Source organism: Collinsella stercoris DSM 13279 (assembly GCF_020735465.1).
Lineage (GTDB): Bacteria > Actinomycetota > Coriobacteriia > Coriobacteriales > Coriobacteriaceae > Collinsella > Collinsella stercoris.
Genome location: NZ_CP085935.1, coordinates 1,031,669 through 1,050,477 on the forward strand (window position 1 = coordinate 1,031,669; position 18,809 = coordinate 1,050,477).

Sequence of the window (18,809 nt, forward strand, 5' to 3'; positions counted from 1 at the left end):
CATCCATTTTAGCACCCGACGGGCCAACGATCGGCACGCGGCGGAAACGGCACGCGGCGAGAGAGGATCACGCCCCCGCCCGCCTCGTTCCACTACGGGAGCTTGAAAAAGGCCACCGCAACCGCGCCCGGGCCCACATGCGTGCCGATGGTCGCGCCCACCATGAGCGTGGGGATGTCGTCCTCGGCGATGTTGCCCTCCCACACGGAGCGGCTGTCCTCCACGTACTTACGCAGCAATTTGTCGGACAGGCCCGAGTAGCCGAGCATGACGGGCATGGAGAAATCGATGCCGCCGGCGTTCTCCACCTGCTGGCGGAGCAGGTTGCGGCCATTTTTGGAGCCGCGGGCCTTGCCCAGCACCGCGACCTCGCCGTCGTCGATGGTGATGGCCGGCTTGATGGAGAGCAGCTCGCCCACGGTCCCCGCCGCCGCGGAGATGCGGCCGCCGCGCTTGAGGTACTCGAGCGTGTCGAGCAGGCCGACCACGCACACGCGATCGACCGCGGCCTCGACCGCCGCGGCGACCTCGGCGGCGGTCCTCCCCCCGTCGACCAGGCGCAGGGCGTAATCGACCAGGATGTGCTCGCCCACAGTCACGCTCTTGGTGTCGACCACGTGCACCTCGGTCGCGCCGCCCGCCTCGGCCGCCGCCGTGCACGCGCTCTGATGCGTGCCGGACAGCTTGCTGGACAACGTGATGACCACCACGTCCTCACCCGCCTCCTGCGCACGCGCGATGGCCCGGGAGAACGCATAGGGATTCACCTGGCCGGTGGTGGGAAACTCGTCGCCCTCGACCAGCAGCTCGTAGAAGCGCTCGCGCGACAGATCGACATCGGCCTGGTAGATCGTGGTCCCAAAGCCCACGGACAGCGGGAGCACGTCAAGCTGGGGATGGTCCCCCTGCAGGCAATCGGAGCCGGAGTCGGTGATGATGCGGACGGTCATGGCCTCCCCTTTCAGGGCAGATAATGAACACTTTCATAGTAAGTGTATCGCTATCTCTGCTCACCATCAGGTCATCACAAGCCCGAAACAATCCCGTTACGACACCTTCCCAAAAAACGCGACCGCGATGCCGCCCGGGCCCACGTGGCAGCCGATGGCGGCGCCCACCTGCGAGATGGGGAGGTCGTCCTCGGCGATCGTGCCCTCCCACAGGTCGCGGTAGTCGTCGAGGTACCTGCGTAGCAGCTTGTCGGACGAACCGGAGTAGCCGAGCACGCCGGGCATGTCGAAATCGATGCCGCCCACGCGGGAGATCTCGCGATGCAGCAGGGTGCGCCCGCCCTTGGCGCCGCGCGCCTTGCTCAGGATCTCGACCGCGCCGTCCGTCACCGTGATGACCGGCTTGATGGAGAGCAGCTCGCCCACGGCGCCCGCCGCCGCGGAGATGCGCCCACCGCGCCTGAGGTACTCGAGCGTGTCGATGAGGCCGAAGATGTGCACGCGGCCCACGTTCGCCTCGAGGGCGTCGGCGATCTCGTCGGCGGTGGCGCCGGCATCAAGCAGGCGCAGGGCGTACTCGACCACGATGCGCTCACCCAGTGTCATGTTCAGGCTGTCGACCACGCGCACCGTGCCCGAGAACTTACCGCGCAGGCCCTCGGCGGCGATGCACGCGCTCTGGTAGGTTCCCGAGAGAACGCTCGACATGGCGATGACGACCACATCGTCGCCCGCCTCGAGCGCCCGCGCGATGGCCTCGCCGAACACGAACGGCGTCACCTGGCCGGTGGTGGGGTGCTCCGGGCGCTCCGTCAGCAGCTCGTAGAACCGCTCGCGCGAAAGGTCCTCCCCCTCGCGGAAAGTCTCGCCTCCAAAGGCCACCGTGAGGGGCAGCACCTGCAGGGCGGGATGGTCGGTCGGGCGGTATTCGGAACCGGAGTCGGTGATGATGCGGACGGGCATGAACTCACTCCAAACGAGCACGCTGGCGTAGTAAAACCACAGAACCGTATCATGTGTTTCATAAAGCGGGGGCAATCTGGCCGGTGCGCCGCCCGAACTCACAGGCACGTCACATAAACCGCCCCGCCGCTACACAATTCATGGCGCCGGCCCGCTCATCCCACGCGCCGACCCTCTCATCCCACGCGCCGGCCCTCGACATAGGCCGCGAGGCTAGGTGCATATCGGCCCCCGAGGCCCATCACGTCTCGCAACAGGCGCACGAAATAACTCGCGTCGCGCACGTAAGGGTCGCCGCGATCCTCGGGATGCGCCTCACCGGGGCCGTCATGCGCCGTCTGCTCGGGAGTGGCGCGGTCGTAGAGGCGAGCGCGCCCCACCACCTGCCACACCCCCTCAACGCACGCCAGGCGCTCCGCAATCGTGCCGTCGCGCCAGCGCCCATTTGCGCAGAGGTGCGGATCGAGCACCTCGTAAACCCGGCCCGTTCTCACATCGCGCAGACGCGCCATACCGCTTTCTCCATCCTTGGAGAGAATGGCGAAGCGTGAGAAAAACTGCGTCTGCTCGACCTGCCTCAACCGCGCTACCGTGGCGGTATCCACCCCGTCGGGGGCATGATCCACATACAGCTGAAGCGGCGTGCGGCCCTGGCGCAAAGGACGTTCGAACAGCACCCATTCGGTAAAGCACAGGTTCACTGCATCGAGGCGCGCACGCCCTGGATTCAACTCGAAAAACGCCTGTGGGCACACAAGGCGCTCGAACTCCTCGCTCGCCTTGCTCCGCCAGTCCAGCTTGCGCGCGATCCAATACGCGCACATGCGGTCGATGTCATGCCCCACCTCGGTCATCTCATCCATAGCGTCCTCCTCGCCTCGCGGATATGCCGTAACTCCAACCTACGGCACGCGCAGGCGCAAAGCGCCGGCGAGAGAGAACTGATATCAAGTGGACCGCGCGACCGTCCGGCATAACCTGACGCGTGGCTCGCACATATCGAACAGGCGGCGCGTATGCGCTGGACAGCGCAATGAAGGCTCGTCGCGCATCGCGACGAAGCAGGCGCAGGACGGCAAAAACTCCACAACTCAATTGTGAAGACCAGGTGAAATGATGCAAAAGGGCGCCTTTCGACGCCCCTTCGTCACGGCTCGGCACGCAATGCCGAGCGCGACGCATATCCCACATGATACGTGAGACACTCTCCTATGTTCCGAGCCCCGCTACGGCCTCAAGCGACTACCTGCGCCCGCCGCGGTCGCCGGGACGGCGCGTGGAACGGGAGGGGTTGCCGCCGCGCGGGGCCTGGCGATCGTCCCTGCCCGCGCGAGGGCCGGCACCGCCGCGACCGGAGCGCCCTCCGCGCGAACGGCGATCGGAGGGCTCGTCGTAATTGCGCCACGCATCGCGCCCGCCGCGCGACGAGCTTCCGCGAACGTCGTCGTGACGGCCGCCGCGCTCTGCAGGACGAGCGCCGCCGTCACGACCGGGGCGGCTGGAGCGACCAGAGCGGAAAACGCCCTCGCGGCCGGAGCGGGACCCTTCCGCGCGGCCAGGGCGGGAAGCGCCCTCGCGGCCGGAGCGGTCAGAGCGACGCGAACCGTCGGAGCCCTCATCACGCCGACGCCCGTTCGCCAGCCCCGCCTTGCCCGCGGAGCGCGAACCGCCGGAGCGCTTGGCGCCCTTGAGCTCGGGATTCGCTTCCATGCGCTTCACCTCGCGAGCGCTCAGCAGCTCGACCTCGCCGCCCTCCTCGGCACGCACGCGCGTCTTGCCGCCGCGCTTCCGGCGCGAGGGCTTGGACGCGCCGCCGTCGGCAACGCGCCCATCCGCTGCGCCAAAACGACCGGAGGGGCCATTCGCTCGCGAGCCGGTGGAATTCGCCGCTGACACTCCACTCGAGCCCTCGGCGCGCGATGCGCCGCCCTTCGCTCGCGACGATCCGCCGTCGCCACGCGCCGAGCCGCCTTCACCACGCGATGCGCCGCCCTTTGCCTTGTTCTTCGTCTTGCGACGGCGCTTCTTCTCCTTCCTGCCCGCGGGAGCCTTGGCGGGGACGCGATCGGGATCGACCTGCGGGGCATTCGAACCCACCTCGAGCCCCTCGGCGTCGAACAGGTCCGCGGTCTTGCCCATGAGCGCCTCGATGTCGTAGAACTCGGCCACGTCATCGGGGGTCACGAAGGTCAGGGACCAACCGAGCTCGCCGGCGCGGCCCGTGCGGCCGATGCGGTGGATGTAGTCGACCGGGTCCTCCGGCACGTCGAAGTTAACCACGTAGCGCACGTCGGAAATGTCGATGCCGCGCGCCAGCACGTCGGTGGCAACCAGCACGTCGCACTCGCCGGCGCGAAACGCCTTGAGCGCGCGCTCGCGCTGGGCCTGGCTGCGGTCGCCATGAATCGCCGCGCAGGTGATGCCCGCGCGCGCCAAGCGACGGCTGCAGGCATCGGCACGGTGCTTGGTGCGGCAGAACACGATGGCGCGGGAGGCGCCCTCACGCTTGAGCACGCTCGCGAGCAGCGCGTTCTTGGCCTCAAGCGAAACAGGGAGCACGTACTGCTCAACCGTGTCGGCGGTGGAGGTCACCGGGGCGATCTCCACGCGGGCGGGGTCGTGCACCAGATCGGTGATGGAGCCCACGGCTTGCTCGTCCAGGGTCGCGGAGAACAGCAGGGTCTGGCGGTCGTCGCGTGTGTAGCCCACAATGCGGCGCACGGCGGGCAAAAAGCCCATGTCGAGCATGCGGTCGGCCTCGTCGAGCACGAGGACCTGCACTTGGTCGAGCGAGCAGGCGCCCTGGTCGATGAGGTCCTGCAGGCGGCCCGGCGTGGCGATGAGGATGTCGCAGCCGCGCTTGAGCTTGTCGCGCTGCGGGTTGTAGCTCACGCCGCCCACCACGGTGACGCTCGTGTGGCCGGTGCACTTGGCGATGGCCCGGCACACGTCCTCGATCTGCTGGGCGAGTTCGCGCGTGGGCGTGACGACGAGCATGAGGGGGCCTTGCGCGGCGACGCGGCCACGCGCGCGCCCGCGGGGCACGTGCGGCAGGTTGTTCATGGTGGGCAGCAGGAACGCCGCGGTCTTGCCGGTGCCGGTCTGGGCGGCGGCGAGCACGTCCTCGCCGTCGAGGGCGTGCGGGATCGAGGCTGCCTGCACGGGCGTGGGCGAGGTGTAGCCCATGTCGGCCACCGCGGCGAGCACCTCGTCGGAGAGGCCAAGGTCGGCAAAGGTCGGGCCGTCGCCTGCCGCGGACCCGGCGGACGGCTCGACGGCAGACTCGACATACACAGTCTTGTCGGCGTGACGGGAGCCTCGTACCTCATTTTCGCGTGCGGCGCGATCGTTCATGGTGTTTTGAGAAGACAAAGGGGATTTCCGTTTCCGCGCGGCGGCAGGACATGAGCGCCCCATACAAGGAGCCGCATGCCGCATATACCCGTCCGCGCAAGAGGGTTCAATACAGATGCGCGGGCCGGTTTTCCGCGCGGTGGAGCGCGTCCGCACCGGCAAGCCGTATCGCCCGGGCACCGTGCCCGGGCGTAGGCGCATTCGCGTGACGCGTGGAGCAGATTCCACCGCAGGCAAGTATAGGGGCTCTCCCGCGCACCCCGCCCTGGTCGCTCCGTTCCGCAGCAAAACCCCACAGCCTGTCGCGCACGCGCTGCAACCGTGGTCCGCAGGCCCTCTTGCGCCTTCTACCAACAGAAAGCCGTCGGTCGCGCCGCGCCTCACGTGTTACGACAATTTTTCAATCGCGTCGCCGTCGGCAAACCAGTCGACATGTCCGCAATGCGCGCACGTGAGCGTCATCGCGCCTTTACTTGCCCAGTCAAATCCCATGAACGACATTCCACGGGAATCAAGCAGCGCACTACCTTCTAAAAAGCGCGTCCCGCCACAATGAGGGCACTTCACCTCAAGTCCGGCGACCGAATACCGAGCCCCCGACTCATCGCCGTTGACGGCCTTCGAAAACTCTGAAAAGAACCCCATGGTGCCCTCCTTGTGCTCAACGCCACCCCACGATGGCTTTTCAGGTTTGTACCCAGCGGGGGGGGTGGCAACGCGAAATCGAGAGTCAACTCTCGAAGCGATATCTCGCCCGTTTTGAACAAATAGCTTCCCGAAAGTTAACTCTCGGGGAACCTCCCGCCAGCGAACCACGCGCGCACGCACCGCGAGCGTGCGTCCTCCCAGCGAGACCCCGGAGCCTTTTGGGCACCTTAAAAATCACCCTCATAATTCACCTGGAGCGCACGGAGCTCCGCATCCGTAGTCCGCGCCGCCCAGGACCCCACGCAGCCCATTTCGGCAAAGCCGCCTCACTCACCCACTAGACACCCCAGGGGGGTGGGGTATACTAAGCCCATAAGATGATACGAAGGGAGCTGCATATGGCTCAAGAGAGATTCGATGTGGGCGGAATGACCTGCGCGGCGTGCCAGGCGCACGTCGAGAAGGCCGTCTGCAAGCTCGACGGCGTGTCCGACGTCTCCGTCAACCTGCTGTCCGGCAGCATGCAGGTGACCTACGACGAAACTGCGCTCACCGACGAGGACATCTGCAACGCCGTCGACCGCGCGGGGTACTCCGCATCCCCCGCCGTTGACTCCCCCGGCACCGCAGCTGGAAGCACCCGCGCCGCGCGCGCCCTGGAGTCCCCCACCAAAAAGCTCGAGGAGGCCGCGCGCGCCATGCGGGGGCGCCTCGTCACCTCGATCGCGTTTCTCATCCCTCTTTTCTACCTGGGGATGGGGCACATGCTCGGCTGGCCGCTGCCGGCGTTTTTCGGCGCGCCCGAGAACATCATGAACCTCGCGCTCACCGAGCTGCTCCTGCTCGCACCCATCCTCTACGTCAACGACGCGTACTTCAAAAACGGGTTCAAGTCGCTCGTCCACGGCGCCCCCACCATGGATGCGCTCATCGCCATCGGCGCCACCGCGAGCGTCGCCTGGTCCATCTACGGCATCTACCGCATCGGCGCGGCGCTCGCGGCGGGCGACATCCACGCGGCGCACGCGCTTGGCATGGACAACCTCTACCTGGAGAGCGCGGGCACCATCCTCTCCCTCGTGACGGTGGGCAAATATCTCGAGACGCGCAGCAAGTCCAAGACCGGTGGAGCGATCGAGGCCCTCATCGATCTCGCCCCCAAGACGGCGACGATCGTCAACGCCGACGGCACCGAGAGCGCCCTCAACGCCGACGACATCCAGCCCGGCCAGGTCATTCTGGTGCGCCCGGGCGAGACCGTCCCCGTGGACGGCGTGGTGCTCGAGGGAGCCTCCTCCATCGACGAGAGCGCCCTCACCGGCGAGTCTATCCCCGTGGAGAAGGCCCCGGGCGACACGGTGAGCGCCGCGACCGTCAACCGCACCGGCTCGTTTACCTTCCGCGCCACCCGCGTGGGCGCTGACACCAACCTGGCACGCATCATCCGCCTGGTCGAGGACGCCAACGCCACCAAGGCGCCCATCGCGCGCATCGCGGACAAGGTCGCCGCGGTTTTTGTGCCCGCGGTGCTCGTCATCGCGGCCGTGACGTTTGCGGCGTGGCTCGTCGCGACCGGCGGCGATGTGAACGAGGCCCTCACCGCGGCCGTCGCGGTCGTGGTCATCAGCTGCCCGTGCGCGCTGGGCCTGGCCACCCCCGTCGCCATCATGGTGGGCACCGGGCGCGGTGCCGAGATGGGCGTCCTGTTCAAGAGCGCCGAGGCGCTCGAGGCCCTGCGAGACGTGGACACCGTGGTGCTCGACAAAACCGGCACCATCACCCAGGGCAAGCCCGTCGTCACCGACATCCTGCCCGCACGCCGCGCCGACGGCGAGGCTGCTATCAGCGAGAAGGGGCTCCTCAAGCTCGCCGCGGCGCTCGAGCGCAACAGCGAGCACCCCCTCGCCGAGGCGATCATGGCGCACGCCGAACAGCGCGGCATCGTGGCCCGCACCGTGGAGGCGTTCCAGGCGATTCCCGGGCGCGGCGTGACGGCGCACGAGGGCGCCAACCGCATCGCCGCGGGCAACGCCGCCCTCATGGCTGACCTGGGCATCGAGGTCGACCGCGCGCAGCTCGAGGCCTTTGCCCGCGACGGCAAGACGCCGCTCTTCTTTGCCAAGAACGGCGCGCTCATGGGCACGATCGCCGTTGCCGATGAGCTCAAGCCCACCGGCAGGGAGGCCGTCGCCGCACTCGACGCGCTCGGCGTGCGCACCGTCATGCTCACGGGCGACAACGAGCTTACGGCGCACGCCATCGCACGGCTCGTGGGCGTGGGGCAGGTCATCGCCGACGTGCTCCCCGCCGACAAGGAGCGCGTGGTTCGTGAGCTGCAAGATGCCGGCCACCGGGTCGCCATGGTGGGCGACGGCATCAACGACTCCCCCGCCCTCGCCCGCGCTGACGTCGGTCTGGCGATCGGTGCGGGCGCCGATGTCGCCAAGGAGGGCGCCGACGTCGTGCTCATGAAAAGCGATCCCCTGGACGTCGCGCGCGCCATCGAGCTCTCCCGCGCCGTCATCCGCAACATCAAGCAAGACCTCTTTTGGGCGCTTTTCTATAATTCTCTCGGGATTCCGCTGGCGGCGGGCGTGTTTTACCCGCTGTTGGGGTGGCAGCTCTCCCCCATGTTCGGCGCGGCGGCTATGAGCCTCTCGAGCCTCTGCGTGGTGAGCAACGCCCTGCGACTGCGAGGGTTCAAGCCCAAAAGCTGATGGGCGAATCGACCCCAAAGACCGAGGCGCAGACGTCTGTAACGGCAAAGCATGTGACCGGACGCCGCAAATCGGGCGATAATGTAACGAATTTTGAAACACCCCGAATAGAGGCACGCAATTCTTGGAATACCCGCAGGAAACACGGAGCGAAATATGCCATATACTCGACCCGTCTCATTTTTCGTTACATTATCGCCCGATTTGTGGCACTCCGGCCTCAGACCACCCCTCCGCAGCGGCAAGTCGGCCTTCCGCAACGGCGAACTGGCCCTCGAAAACAGTAAGTCGGCCCTCCGAATCGGCCATCCCCTCCACGACGACGAAGCCCCTTCATGACGACTACCAATTCCGCGGTCATAACGACCGCAAGTCCTCAAACATGACGAACGCCAACTCCTCGCGAAGGCGAAAACGCCCCTCCACGACGACCGGGGCCATCGCCGCAGCATCGAGGCAATCGCCACGACGGCCCCAAGCTCGTCTCGAAGCAAGCCCGCAGGCGTCTCTCTCGATGGCGGCGCATTCCCCATCGCGATACCCTCGAGCCCTCCACCGCAACGATCTCACGCGCCCCACCAAGACGAACACGGCCACCCCTCCGTCCAGCGTCACATATGAATCGGGTACCAAGAGCGGCACCGACGCCTCTCAAACATAGACAAGGCACAGAAAGGAACCATCATGAACTACATCATCAAAACCGAAGGCCTCATGTGCGGCCACTGCGATGCGTCCGTTGAGACCGCCCTGCTCAACGTGGCAGGCGTCACTGACGCCGAGGCCAATCACGAGACGCAGACCGTCACCGTCACGTGCTCCGACGAGGTCGTACCCGAGCAGCTCTCCGCCGCCGTCCAGAGCGCGGGGGAGAAGTTCCGCGCGCTGTCCGTCGAGGAGGCGTAGGCTCACATGATGGCAAACCGCGAGCGCACGCTGCGCCTGCTCAAAACCGCGCGGGGACAGATCGACGGCATCATCAAGATGGTCGAGGACGACCGCTACTGCATCGACATCTCCACGCAACTCATGGCGACCCAGTCGCTTATCGGCCGCGTGAACGCCGACGTGCTCAAGGCGCACATCGGCGGCTGCGTGCAGCAAGCCGTTGAGAGCGGAACCGACGCGGAAAAGACGGAGAAGCTCGCCGAGATCGAGGCGGTCATCGAAAAGCTTGCGAAATAACTGTTCGATCTGTGTCAGTTTGTCGTGAGTTGGGGTACCGTAACGGGATGAGAGTCTCAGCCGCGCGCAGGGCACGGCGTTAACTTGGGAGGAACCTCGTGAACGACTTCATGAAAGACCGGTACGGCGTCGACGAGCTCGCCATGATCATGGGCGGGACCGGCGTGGTGCTCGCGCTCATCGGCACCATCGCCAATCTGGACCCGCTCACGTGGCTGGCGCTCGCGGTCATCCTGCTCGCGCTTGCGCGCGCATTCTCGAAGAACGGCGCGGCGCGGCGTAAGGAAAACGAGGCGTTCCGCTCGTTCGCCAACAAGGTCCCGGGTCTGCGCGACCTTGTTGCTCGCATGGGTGGCGGCGCAGGCGATAGCGCGGCGAGTGCGTCCGGAGCCAAACGCGGCCCGTCGCAGGCCGACCTCGACCGAGCCAAGCGCACCGCAAAGAAGATGTGGAAGGAGCGCAAGACCTCGCACTTCCTCAAGTGCCCCAACTGCGGGCAGATCATGTCCGTTCCCAAGGGCAAGGGCAAGATTCGCGTGACGTGCCCCAAGTGCCGCACCAAGATAGAGACTAAGTCCTAACTAGAGATCAAGCCCTAACGGCGCGCGTTCTGATCGCCGACCAATGACATGTCCTGGTGTCCTGGGACCGCGGCGCATCGTCATGCGTCGCGGTCCCAAGCTGTTGCGCTGCATATTCGCGTTCGAGCCCCGGCGCTGATGCACGCAACCGCGTTCGGCGACACGGCTCATCTGGAAGCGATATGCGACGACACGCGCCCCAGAGCGACCCCCGACGGCACGCGCCCCAGAGCGATCCCGCGACAACATGAGTTCGCGTCCTAAACCCAACACCATTCGTCTTGGGTCGCTCTTCTTGCCCCGCAAACCGCAAGACGCCTGCGCACCAACAAGAAACCGACACGCCAACAAGACGCCTGCGCACCAACAAGGCGCTTGCGCGATGTGCGAAAACGGCCGTTTGAAAACACCCCGTTCGTTTCAAACCATTGATAAAGCACATTACCAAGGCCATTTCTGTGCGAAAACCACCTTTTGAAACCATCCGGTACATTTCAAAAGGTGGTTTTCGCATATCCGGGCAATGTAGCCAGCCTATCACGGCAATGCGTCTGGCGTTCCAGGGGGAATGCAACCGGCATGTCAGAGCCTGCGGCGGGTATGCCAGGGGGAATGCAGCCGGTATGTCAGAGCCTGCGGCCGATATGTCGGAGCCTGCGGCGGGTATGCCAGGGGCAGCGAGCCCAGCACATCGGGGATAACGCATCCGGCGCATCCGGGGCAACGCACGCGGCCTATCAACGTACGCGGCACGTCGGGGGCAACGCACGCGGCCCGTCGGAGGCAATGCACCAGGTCCGCAACGTACGCTGCCCGTCGGGGGGCAACGCATCAGGCCCGTCGAAAGCAATGCACCGGGGCCCATCGAGGGTATGACCAGGTCCATCAAGGGCGTGCACCCCGCATACCAGGGGCAATGCGTCCGCATGCCGTAAAGGCTTTGGCAACCCTACGGAACCGGTTGCTCCATGATCCAGTCGAGCTCCGCGTCCAGCTCGGGAATATGCTTGACGCGGGGGCGCTCGACGTACGCCCCACGGCACATCACGTGGCGCACATCGCGCAGGGCACAAAGGTCATCGAGCGGGTTGCGCTCGACCACGATGAGGTCGGCCGACTTCCCCTCCTCGACGGTGCCCGTCTCTTCGCCCAGCCCGAGAAGACGAGCGTTCACGGCGGTCGCCGTATGCAGCGCAAAGGCGTTGCTCACGCCGACGTACTTGGCAAAGTACGCCACCTCGCGCCACATGTCGTACTGCGTCACGTACGGGCAGCTCGAATCGGTGCCAAGGCCCACATCGATCCCGGCGTCGAGGGCCTCGCGGGCGCTTTGGATGATGCCCTCGCACACGATGTCGCCGTTGGCCTTTTGGACGTCGGTGGAGCGGGTCTTTTCCGGGTCGAGCTTGGCAAAGGGCAAGGCGGGCGAAATGGTGCACGTGAGGCTCGGTTTACGGCCCGCGAGCTGCGTGTGCGCCGCACCGCGGTACAGCTCGACGATCTGCGGGGTCATGGGGGCGCCGTGCTCGATGGTGTCCACGCCGGCCTCGAGCGCCACGCGTACGCCCTCGGTGCTCTCCACGTGAGCCATCACGGGAAGGCCGAGCTTGTGTGCGGCGGAGCAGGCGGCGGCTGCGATTTGAGGAGACATGCGCAGCACGCCGGGCTCGCCCATCTTGGTGGCGTCGAACACGCCGCCCGTCACGAACAGCTTGATCACGTCGGCGCCGTGCGCGGCGATCTCGCGCACGAGCTCCGCGGCGCGCTCGGGACTCTCGGCAATCTGGGCGAAGAGCCCCGCGCCGTGCCCTCCCTCGACCGTAATGCCCGTTCCCGGCGTGATCATGCGCGGGCCCACGTACTTGCCCGCATCGAACCCGTCGCGCACGGCGATGTCGCCATACAGGGGGTCCCCGGCACCGCGCACCGTGGTCACACCGCTCGCCAGCTGCTGCTGAGCGCTCTTACGTAGCAGCTTGCGCACCACGGCGCGCCCCAGCGGATTGTCGAGCTTCTTCATGAGCGCACCGGCGTCGCCCGCGCTCGTGGGCCGACCCGACCCGCAAAAATGCACATGCATGTTGATGAGCCCCGGCAGCAGGTACGCGCCGCCCAGGTCGACCACGCGCGCCCCGGCCGGAACATCGACCCGTGACGCCTTGCCGACCCGCGCGATCACGCCGCGGTCGACCACGACCGTCATGTCCTGCTGCGGCTCCATGCTGGCGGTGCCGTCGAGAATCGTTGCATGGGTAAAGGCGATCGACTCGTTTGGCGTCATCGTGCCCTCCTTAGGTCCTTGGTGTGCCCGCGCCCCGCGCATAGCTCAAACCACTTTACTCCTTTAAAGCGTTTGTGGAGAAGTCGATTTGCCCCGGTGGCCACAGCAAAGGGCAATTCGGACGAGCCGGGGCGAGGCGAAGTCGGGCCGCAGCGACGGCTCGAGCCCACACCGCGCCCTCGCAACCTCGAAAACCTACCGCTCGCCGAATCACGCCGAACCCTTGCCGACTCTTTGGGCGAAGCGCGCGGGCGCTGGGGTATCAATAGGGCCATTGGAACGGTAAAACGTTTTTCGGTGGGCATATCCCGCAATCGTGCAACTCAGGCGACGGCTTGCGCCCGCCCGAGGCAGAACCAGAGCGGCATACGAGCCCGTGCACCGATTAACCGCAACCAGCTCATCCCAAGGAGGATCGACATGTCAACCACTTCCGTCACCCAGGTCCTGGCCGACCACGGCGTCCATGCGGCAGAGGGCTCCATCCACGTGGACATGGTGCCCGCCGAGCTCGTCGAGTGCGCGCTCGCCCGCAAGGAGGGCAAGCTCGCCTCCAACGGCTCGCTCGTGGTCGAGACCGGCAAGTACACCGGGCGCAGCCCCAAGGACCGCTTTGTGGTGGACACCCCCGACGTGCACGACAAGATCGCCTGGGGCAACGTGAACGTCCCCATCTCCCAGGAGAGCTACGAGAAGGTGCGCGACGGCGTCGCCGCCTATCTCTCCGAGCGCGACATCTACGTGGTCCGCGGCCTCGCCGGCGCCGACCGCGGCCACGCCCGCAAGTTCATGGTCACCTGCGAGCGCGCCAGCCAGGCCCTGTTCATCACCCAGCTGCTCGTCCGCCCCACCGATGAGGAGCGCGCTGCCTACGGCGAGCCCGACTTCACCATCCTCACCGCGCCCGGCTACAAGTGCGACGCGTCCATCGAGGGCCTGAACTCCGAGGCCGCGGTGCTCGTCAACTTCTCCGAGCGCACCGTCATCGTGGCCGGCACCGAGTACTCCGGCGAGATCAAGAAGTCCGTCTTCTCCGTCATGAACTACCTGCTGCCCGTCGAGGACAAGGTCCTCCCCATGCACTGCTCCGCCTCCATGGATCCAAAGACCCACGACACCGCCGTCTTCTTCGGCCTGTCCGGCACCGGCAAGACCACCCTGTCCGCCGATCCCAAGCGACTGCTCATCGGTGACGACGAGCACGGCTGGGCCATGGGCGAGGGCATCTTCAACATCGAGGGCGGTTGCTACGCCAAGTGCGACGGCCTCACCGAGGAGCGTGAACCCGAGATCTTCCGTGCCGTCAAGTTCGGCGCCCTGTGCGAAAACGTCATCCTCGACGACAAGCGCCAGCCCGACTACGACGACGTGTCCCTCACGCAGAACACGCGCGTGGGCTACCCGGTCGAGCACATCCCCAACAGCTGCCTTGAGGGCGTGGGCGGCGAGCCCAGCGTGGTGATCTTCCTGGCCTGCGACGCCTTTGGCGTGCTGCCCCCCATCTCCCGCCTGTCCGCCGACGCCGCCATGTACCACTTCGTGAGCGGCTTCACCTCCAAGGTCGCCGGCACCGAGCTCGGCATCAAGGAGCCCGTGCCCACGTTCTCCGCGCTGTTCGGTGAGCCCTTCATGCCGCTCGACCCCATGGTCTACGCCGACATGCTGGGCGAGCGCATCGCCGAGGGCAAGACCCGCGTGTACCTGGTGAACACCGGTTGGGTCGAGGGCTCCTACGGCGTTGGTCACCGCATCCCGCTCGTGTACAACCGCATCAACGTCAACGCCGCGCTCGACGGCTCGCTCGAGAACGCCGAGTTCATCCACGACGACGTATTCAACCTTGACATCCCCACCAGCTGCCCCGGCGTGCCGGACGACGTGATGGTCCCGTGGAAGTGCTGGTCCAGCAAGGACGAGTACGACGCCACCGCCAAGAAGCTCGCCGGCATGTTCCAGGAGAACTTCGAGAAGAAGTACGCGCACCTGCCCGAGAACGTGAAGAACGCCGGCCCGCGCGCCTAATTCCCCCACAGCACACCAACGCAAAGGAGCCTCGTGCAACCCATCTGCACGAGGCTCCTTCTCTATGGATTCGGCTCAACCGCTGTCAGACCAGCGCTACAGCAGCACCGCGCCGGCCATGCCCAGCACCGCCATGAGCACCATGAACGCGAGGGCGATGGGCAGCACGCGCGCGAGCAGCTTGCCCTCGATGCCGACGACCTTGACCGAGGCCATGCCGATGGCGAGCGTCTGGGGCGAGATCATCTTGCCCGCACCCACGCCCAGCGAGTTGAGGGCCACCATCCAGTACGGGTCCATGCCGAGCGCCTCGGCGGCCTGCTGCTGCACCGAGCCGAACAGCAGGCCCGAGCTCGTGCCGGAACCGGTCACGAACGCGCCCACCGCGCCGATGACCGGCGCCATGAGCGGAAAACACGCCCCGGTCACGGCGATGCAGAACGAGGAGATGGCGCCGATCATGCCGGCGTAGCCCATCACCTTGGCGCACCCCAGCACGGCGAGCATCGTGGCGGCGGTGGGCAGCATCTGCCGCACGGTGGCGACGAGCACCTCGCCCATCTGGCGCAGGCTCGCGCCCTGGATGAGGCCGCCGGCGAAGGCCGCGATGAAGATCCACACGCCCGGCGTGTTCGCCCAGGTAAAGGTGACCGTCGAGGGGTCCTCGCCGGTAAAGATCGTCACGGAGCTCGCCAGCGGCGCCAGGGCGTCGTGGACGGCCGGCAGCAGGTTCGACGTGCCCATGAGCAGCACGAAGATGAAGATGAAGCACGACCAAGCGCGCAGCGCGCCCGCGACGGTCACGGCCTCGCCCGCATCGACCTCCATGCGGTAGGCATCCTCGACGGCGGCGGGGCGTCGGGCCAAAAGCGCCGTGGCGACCAGCGAGCACAGCGAGCCCACCACGACCGCGAGCTCGGGGCCCACAAACGCGGCGACGGCCACGGACGGCAGCGCGTACGCGACGCCGGACGCCAAGGCGATATGCCACACGCCGCGCAGGGCGGAGGCGATACCGGGCTTGGGCGCGCCCTCCTCGCCCGTCTGGGCGGCGAGCACCACGATGATGAAGGGGACGATCACGAAGAAGGGCGCAAGCTGCAGCATCTCGGTGAACGCCAGGCGGATGGGGTCGAGCCCCGTGAGGCCGGCGAGCGACACCGTGGGCACGCCCACCGAGCCAAAGCACGTGGGCACGCCGTTGGCCACCAGGCAGATGAGGACCGCCTGCAGCGGCGGGAACCCGAGCGCGGCGAGCATGCCGGCGGGGATGGCGACGGCCGTGCCAAAGCCGCTCATGCCCTCCATGAAGCCGCCGAAGCACCAGGCCACCAGCAGGGCGAGCACGCGGCGGTCGCAGGAGAGCGAGGTGATCATGGAGCCGATGACGTCCATGGCGCCCGTGCGCACGCACAGGTTGTAGGTGAAGACCGCGGCGATGATCACGAGCACGATGGGCCACAGGGCCATGAGGAAGCCCTCGAGGCTCGCCGAGGCGACCTCGACCACGGGCATGCCCCACCAGGTGAGTGCGAGCACGCAGGAGATGGCGAACGACCCCAGGGCGGCCTTCCAGGCGGGAAGGTGCAGCGCGACGAGCGCGACGATCAGCCAGATTATTGGCAACAGGGCCAAGGCAAAGGGAACGGCGAGTTCAGCGATGGACAAAACGGCTCCTAACGACATCCGATGTGCTGTATCCGATCATGCGGCGCGGCGCACGAGGGGCCGCGCGCCGGAACATGGTACCACTCGCCGACGCGGGCGCAGGCACGCCGCCCGCTTGCGAGACCCGTTGGAAGCAGATGGCACAGGCAGGCGGCCTCCCATCGCAGGGCGCCGGGGGCGCCACGCCACCATGCGCGGGCCGCCCGTCCCATCGCCACTCGCCCCATCGCCGACCACCCGCGCGCAAAGGGACTATACTTGCGTCCATCCCGATCGATTGGAACGTCCCGTGCCCATCCATCCGCTCGACAACCTCCGCCGCAAGGTCCGCGATCTCCACGCCCGCCACGATGCCCGCCACAGCGTGACGCTGTTCGGCCCCGGCCGCCCGTCCTCCGCCCCGGCAGGCGGCACCCCGGCGGGCGGCGCCCCCTCCGCGCCCGGCATGCGCGAGCCCGGCCCACTCGCCCGCATGGCGAACGCCTGGTGGACGCGCCTCATCGACTCGGTGTACGACGGCGGCCTCGCCGCCCAGGAGGCGGAATACGAGAGCGGCGAGACGCGGCGGGACTACCTTTGGAACACCGTCGGCGTGGGCGCGTGGGGCATGGTCTTCCCCGCACTCACCGTCGTGGCCACCCAGCTCGCCGACCCCGAGCAGGCGGGCCGCTTTTCCATGGCGTTCGCCGCGGGCACCCTGCTCATGTTCCTGTCCAACTTCGGCGTGCGCAACTTCCAGGTGTCCGACATCGACCAGACCAGCTCCTTCGCCTCCTACCAGGTGCACCGCTGGGTCACCTCGGGCCTGGCCCTCCTCGTGGGCCTTCTGTACTGCACCATCCGCGACTACGGCCCCGCCATGCTCATGCTCTCCATGGGCGTCTACGTCTACAAGATCGTCGACGGCCTCGCCGACGTGTACGAGGGGCGCCTGCAGCAGGCCGACAAGCTCTACTTGGCGGGCATCAGCCAGGCGCTTCGGTCCGTCGCGGCGATCGCGGCCTTCGCCATCCTGCTCTTCCTCACCCGAAGCACCGCCATCGCCGCGGTGGGCATGGCCATAGCCGCCGTCGCCACGCTCGCGCTCGTGTCCGTCCCCCTCGCCCTCCTCGAGACCGAGGCGTCCCGCCCGTGGAAGACGCAGGAGGTCGGCGAGCTGTTCCGCCACTGCCTCCCGCTGTTCTCGGCGCTCTTCCTGTTCAACCTCATCGAGAGCCTGCCCAAGTTCGCCATGGAGGGCATGCTCCCCTACGACAACCAGCTCTACTTCAACGCGCTGTTCTTCCCCGCGCAGGGCATCCTGCTGGCGGCGGGCTTCATGTACAAGCCGCAGCTGCTGCGCCTGGCGAACATCTGGGCCAACCCGCGCCGCCGCAAGCGCTTCGACCTCATCGTGCTCGCCATGGTCGGGGTCATCTGCGTGCTGACGGTGGGCACGCTGGTGTTCATGGGCTGGATCGGCATTCCCGTCATGGGCTTTATGTACGGCATCGATTTCGAGAAGTTCCGCGCGCTCGCCTACCTCATGATCGCCGCGGGCGGCGTGAGCGCGGCGATCGACTTTCTCTACGCCATCATCACCGTGCTGCGCCACCAGGACTCGGCCACCAAGCCCTACCTCGTCACGTTCGCCTTCGCGCTCGTGGTGCCCACCGCGCTCATCTGGCTGCTCGGCCTCACGGGGGCCGTCGTTGGGTACCTCGCCTCGATGCTCTTGCTGCTGGTGCTGCTGGGTATCGAGTACTACCGTATTCGGCAGAACCTCTCGCAAAAGAACCGCTCGCCGTTCCGCTCGTAGGACGCGTGAACTGCCTCCCATTTCCTGGACGCGAGAAATGGGAGGCTTATTCTGGCAGGAAACGCTCTTTACGACGTCGGGACGAGGATGCGCGCCGTCGAGCTGCGCGACGAGGGATGGGGCCGGCGCTCGGTCGCGTCCCTGCTCGGCGTTCCCGAGGAAACCGTGAGAAAATGGCTGGACACCTATAGGTCTGCGGGCATCGAGGTTCTGGCTATGATGGGCACGAAGAGGACAGCGTACTCGTTCGAGACGAAGCTGGCCGCCGTCAGGGCGGTCGCGGACGAGGGGATGACCAGGCCCGAGGCCATGGCGAAGTTCGGGATAGCATCGACCACCCCGTTCAAGAAGTGGCTGAAGGCGTACCGCGAGGGCGGCCCGGAGGCGCTCAGGCCGAAGCCCAAGAGAAGGCCGAGGGGCGCCGTGCCGGCGCCCGCGGAGCCCACGCGCGAGCAGGAGCTCGAGCGTCGCATCCGGAGGCTCGAGGCGGAGAACGCCTACCTAAAAAAATCGATAACCCTGAAGGCGGAGAAGCGCTCTCGAACCGCGAGAAGGCCGCGGCCGTGAGCGAGCTTTTGATACTGTCAATGAGAAATTACCCATCTACACCAACGAAACTTACCCGATCGCGCCAACGCCCGT

The 18,809-nt window shown here is 66.7% G+C and carries 14 protein-coding genes; 7 read left to right on the forward strand and 7 right to left on the reverse strand.

All coding sequences use genetic code 11. The annotated features are described in order from the left end of the window. Nucleotides 1-92 precede the first annotated feature (92 nt). From LK434_RS04435 to LK434_RS04455, 5 genes are all read right to left on the reverse strand, one after another. A complete protein-coding gene (locus LK434_RS04435; RefSeq protein ID WP_006720487.1) occupies nucleotides 93-950 on the reverse strand; it encodes a DegV family protein in 858 nt (285 codons plus the stop codon). A 96-nt stretch (nucleotides 951-1,046) separates the two neighbouring features. Further along, nucleotides 1,047-1,913, reverse strand: coding sequence for a DegV family protein (locus LK434_RS04440; protein WP_040360564.1), 867 nt, complete (start codon nucleotides 1,911-1,913; stop codon nucleotides 1,047-1,049). Nucleotides 1,914-2,089: 176 nt separating this feature from the next. Then, entirely contained in the window at nucleotides 2,090-2,776 is a 687-nt protein-coding gene (locus LK434_RS04445; protein ID WP_006720485.1) for a hypothetical protein, read from the reverse strand. 379 nt (nucleotides 2,777-3,155) lie between these two features. Further along, entirely contained in the window at nucleotides 3,156-5,285 is a 2,130-nt protein-coding gene (locus LK434_RS04450; protein WP_227917865.1) for a DEAD/DEAH box helicase, read from the reverse strand. Nucleotides 5,286-5,654: 369 nt separating this feature from the next. Continuing rightward, nucleotides 5,655-5,912: a hypothetical protein gene (locus tag LK434_RS04455; protein ID WP_006720482.1), complete on the reverse strand. Its 258-nt coding sequence runs from the start codon at nucleotides 5,910-5,912 to the stop codon at nucleotides 5,655-5,657. A 401-nt stretch (nucleotides 5,913-6,313) separates the two neighbouring features. On the opposite strand from LK434_RS04455, the gene LK434_RS04460 reads away from it, so the two are divergent. The 4 genes from LK434_RS04460 (at nucleotide 6,314) to LK434_RS04475 (ending at nucleotide 10,398) form a co-directional block, all read left to right on the forward strand. Then, complete coding sequence (locus LK434_RS04460; protein WP_040360563.1) at nucleotides 6,314-8,632, forward strand: heavy metal translocating P-type ATPase; 2,319 nt, start codon at nucleotides 6,314-6,316, stop codon at nucleotides 8,630-8,632. A 684-nt stretch (nucleotides 8,633-9,316) separates the two neighbouring features. Further along, nucleotides 9,317-9,538 (forward strand): heavy-metal-associated domain-containing protein, encoded by a 222-nt coding sequence (locus LK434_RS04465; RefSeq protein WP_006720478.1) that lies wholly within the window; start codon nucleotides 9,317-9,319, stop codon nucleotides 9,536-9,538. Nucleotides 9,539-9,544: 6 nt separating this feature from the next. Next, nucleotides 9,545-9,817 carry a metal-sensing transcriptional repressor gene (locus tag LK434_RS04470; RefSeq protein ID WP_006720477.1) on the forward strand — a complete coding sequence of 91 codons (273 nt, stop codon included), beginning with the start codon at nucleotides 9,545-9,547 and terminating at the stop codon, nucleotides 9,815-9,817. 98 nt (nucleotides 9,818-9,915) lie between these two features. Beyond that, nucleotides 9,916-10,398, forward strand: coding sequence for a hypothetical protein (locus LK434_RS04475; RefSeq protein WP_040360562.1), 483 nt, complete (start codon nucleotides 9,916-9,918; stop codon nucleotides 10,396-10,398). A 949-nt stretch (nucleotides 10,399-11,347) separates the two neighbouring features. On the opposite strand, the gene LK434_RS04480 is transcribed toward LK434_RS04475, so the two are convergent. After that, nucleotides 11,348-12,679, reverse strand: a complete 1,332-nt coding sequence (locus tag LK434_RS04480; protein WP_040360561.1) for an amidohydrolase family protein — start codon at nucleotides 12,677-12,679, stop codon at nucleotides 11,348-11,350. Nucleotides 12,680-13,099: 420 nt separating this feature from the next. On the opposite strand from LK434_RS04480, the gene pckA reads away from it, so the two are divergent. Then, on the forward strand, nucleotides 13,100-14,701 hold the full coding sequence (gene pckA / locus LK434_RS04485; protein ID WP_006720472.1) for a phosphoenolpyruvate carboxykinase (ATP): 1,602 nt from the start codon (nucleotides 13,100-13,102) through the stop codon (nucleotides 14,699-14,701). A 96-nt stretch (nucleotides 14,702-14,797) separates the two neighbouring features. On the opposite strand, the gene LK434_RS04490 is transcribed toward pckA, so the two are convergent. Further along, nucleotides 14,798-16,369: an L-lactate permease gene (locus LK434_RS04490; protein WP_006720471.1), complete on the reverse strand. Its 1,572-nt coding sequence runs from the start codon at nucleotides 16,367-16,369 to the stop codon at nucleotides 14,798-14,800. Between the two features lie 289 nt (nucleotides 16,370-16,658). Between LK434_RS04490 and LK434_RS04495 the strand changes: the two genes are divergently transcribed. Then, on the forward strand, nucleotides 16,659-18,167 hold the full coding sequence (locus LK434_RS04495) for a lipopolysaccharide biosynthesis protein (RefSeq protein WP_227917866.1): 1,509 nt from the start codon (nucleotides 16,659-16,661) through the stop codon (nucleotides 18,165-18,167). Nucleotides 18,168-18,254: 87 nt separating this feature from the next. After that, nucleotides 18,255-18,734, forward strand: coding sequence for a helix-turn-helix domain-containing protein (locus LK434_RS04500; RefSeq protein WP_006720468.1), 480 nt, complete (start codon nucleotides 18,255-18,257; stop codon nucleotides 18,732-18,734). Nucleotides 18,735-18,809: the final 75 nt, after the last annotated feature.

Excerpts from the sequence above, each read along its gene's own strand:
- LK434_RS04460 (WP_040360563.1), top strand. The coding sequence starts at position 6,314 with ATGGCTCAAGAGAGATTCGATGTGGGCGGAATGACCTGCGCGGCGTGC.
- LK434_RS04470 (WP_006720477.1), top strand. The coding sequence starts at position 9,545 with ATGATGGCAAACCGCGAGCGCACGCTGCGCCTGCTCAAAACCGCGCGG.
- LK434_RS04465 (WP_006720478.1), top strand. The coding sequence starts at position 9,317 with ATGAACTACATCATCAAAACCGAAGGCCTCATGTGCGGCCACTGCGAT.
- LK434_RS04435 (WP_006720487.1), bottom strand. The coding sequence starts at position 950 with ATGACCGTCCGCATCATCACCGACTCCGGCTCCGATTGCCTGCAGGGG.
- LK434_RS04500 (WP_006720468.1), top strand. The coding sequence starts at position 18,255 with ATGCGCGCCGTCGAGCTGCGCGACGAGGGATGGGGCCGGCGCTCGGTC.
- LK434_RS04480 (WP_040360561.1), bottom strand. The coding sequence starts at position 12,679 with ATGACGCCAAACGAGTCGATCGCCTTTACCCATGCAACGATTCTCGAC.
- LK434_RS04440 (WP_040360564.1), bottom strand. The coding sequence starts at position 1,913 with ATGCCCGTCCGCATCATCACCGACTCCGGTTCCGAATACCGCCCGACC.
- LK434_RS04455 (WP_006720482.1), bottom strand. The coding sequence starts at position 5,912 with ATGGGGTTCTTTTCAGAGTTTTCGAAGGCCGTCAACGGCGATGAGTCG.
- LK434_RS04445 (WP_006720485.1), bottom strand. The coding sequence starts at position 2,776 with ATGGATGAGATGACCGAGGTGGGGCATGACATCGACCGCATGTGCGCG.
- pckA (WP_006720472.1), top strand. The coding sequence starts at position 13,100 with ATGTCAACCACTTCCGTCACCCAGGTCCTGGCCGACCACGGCGTCCAT.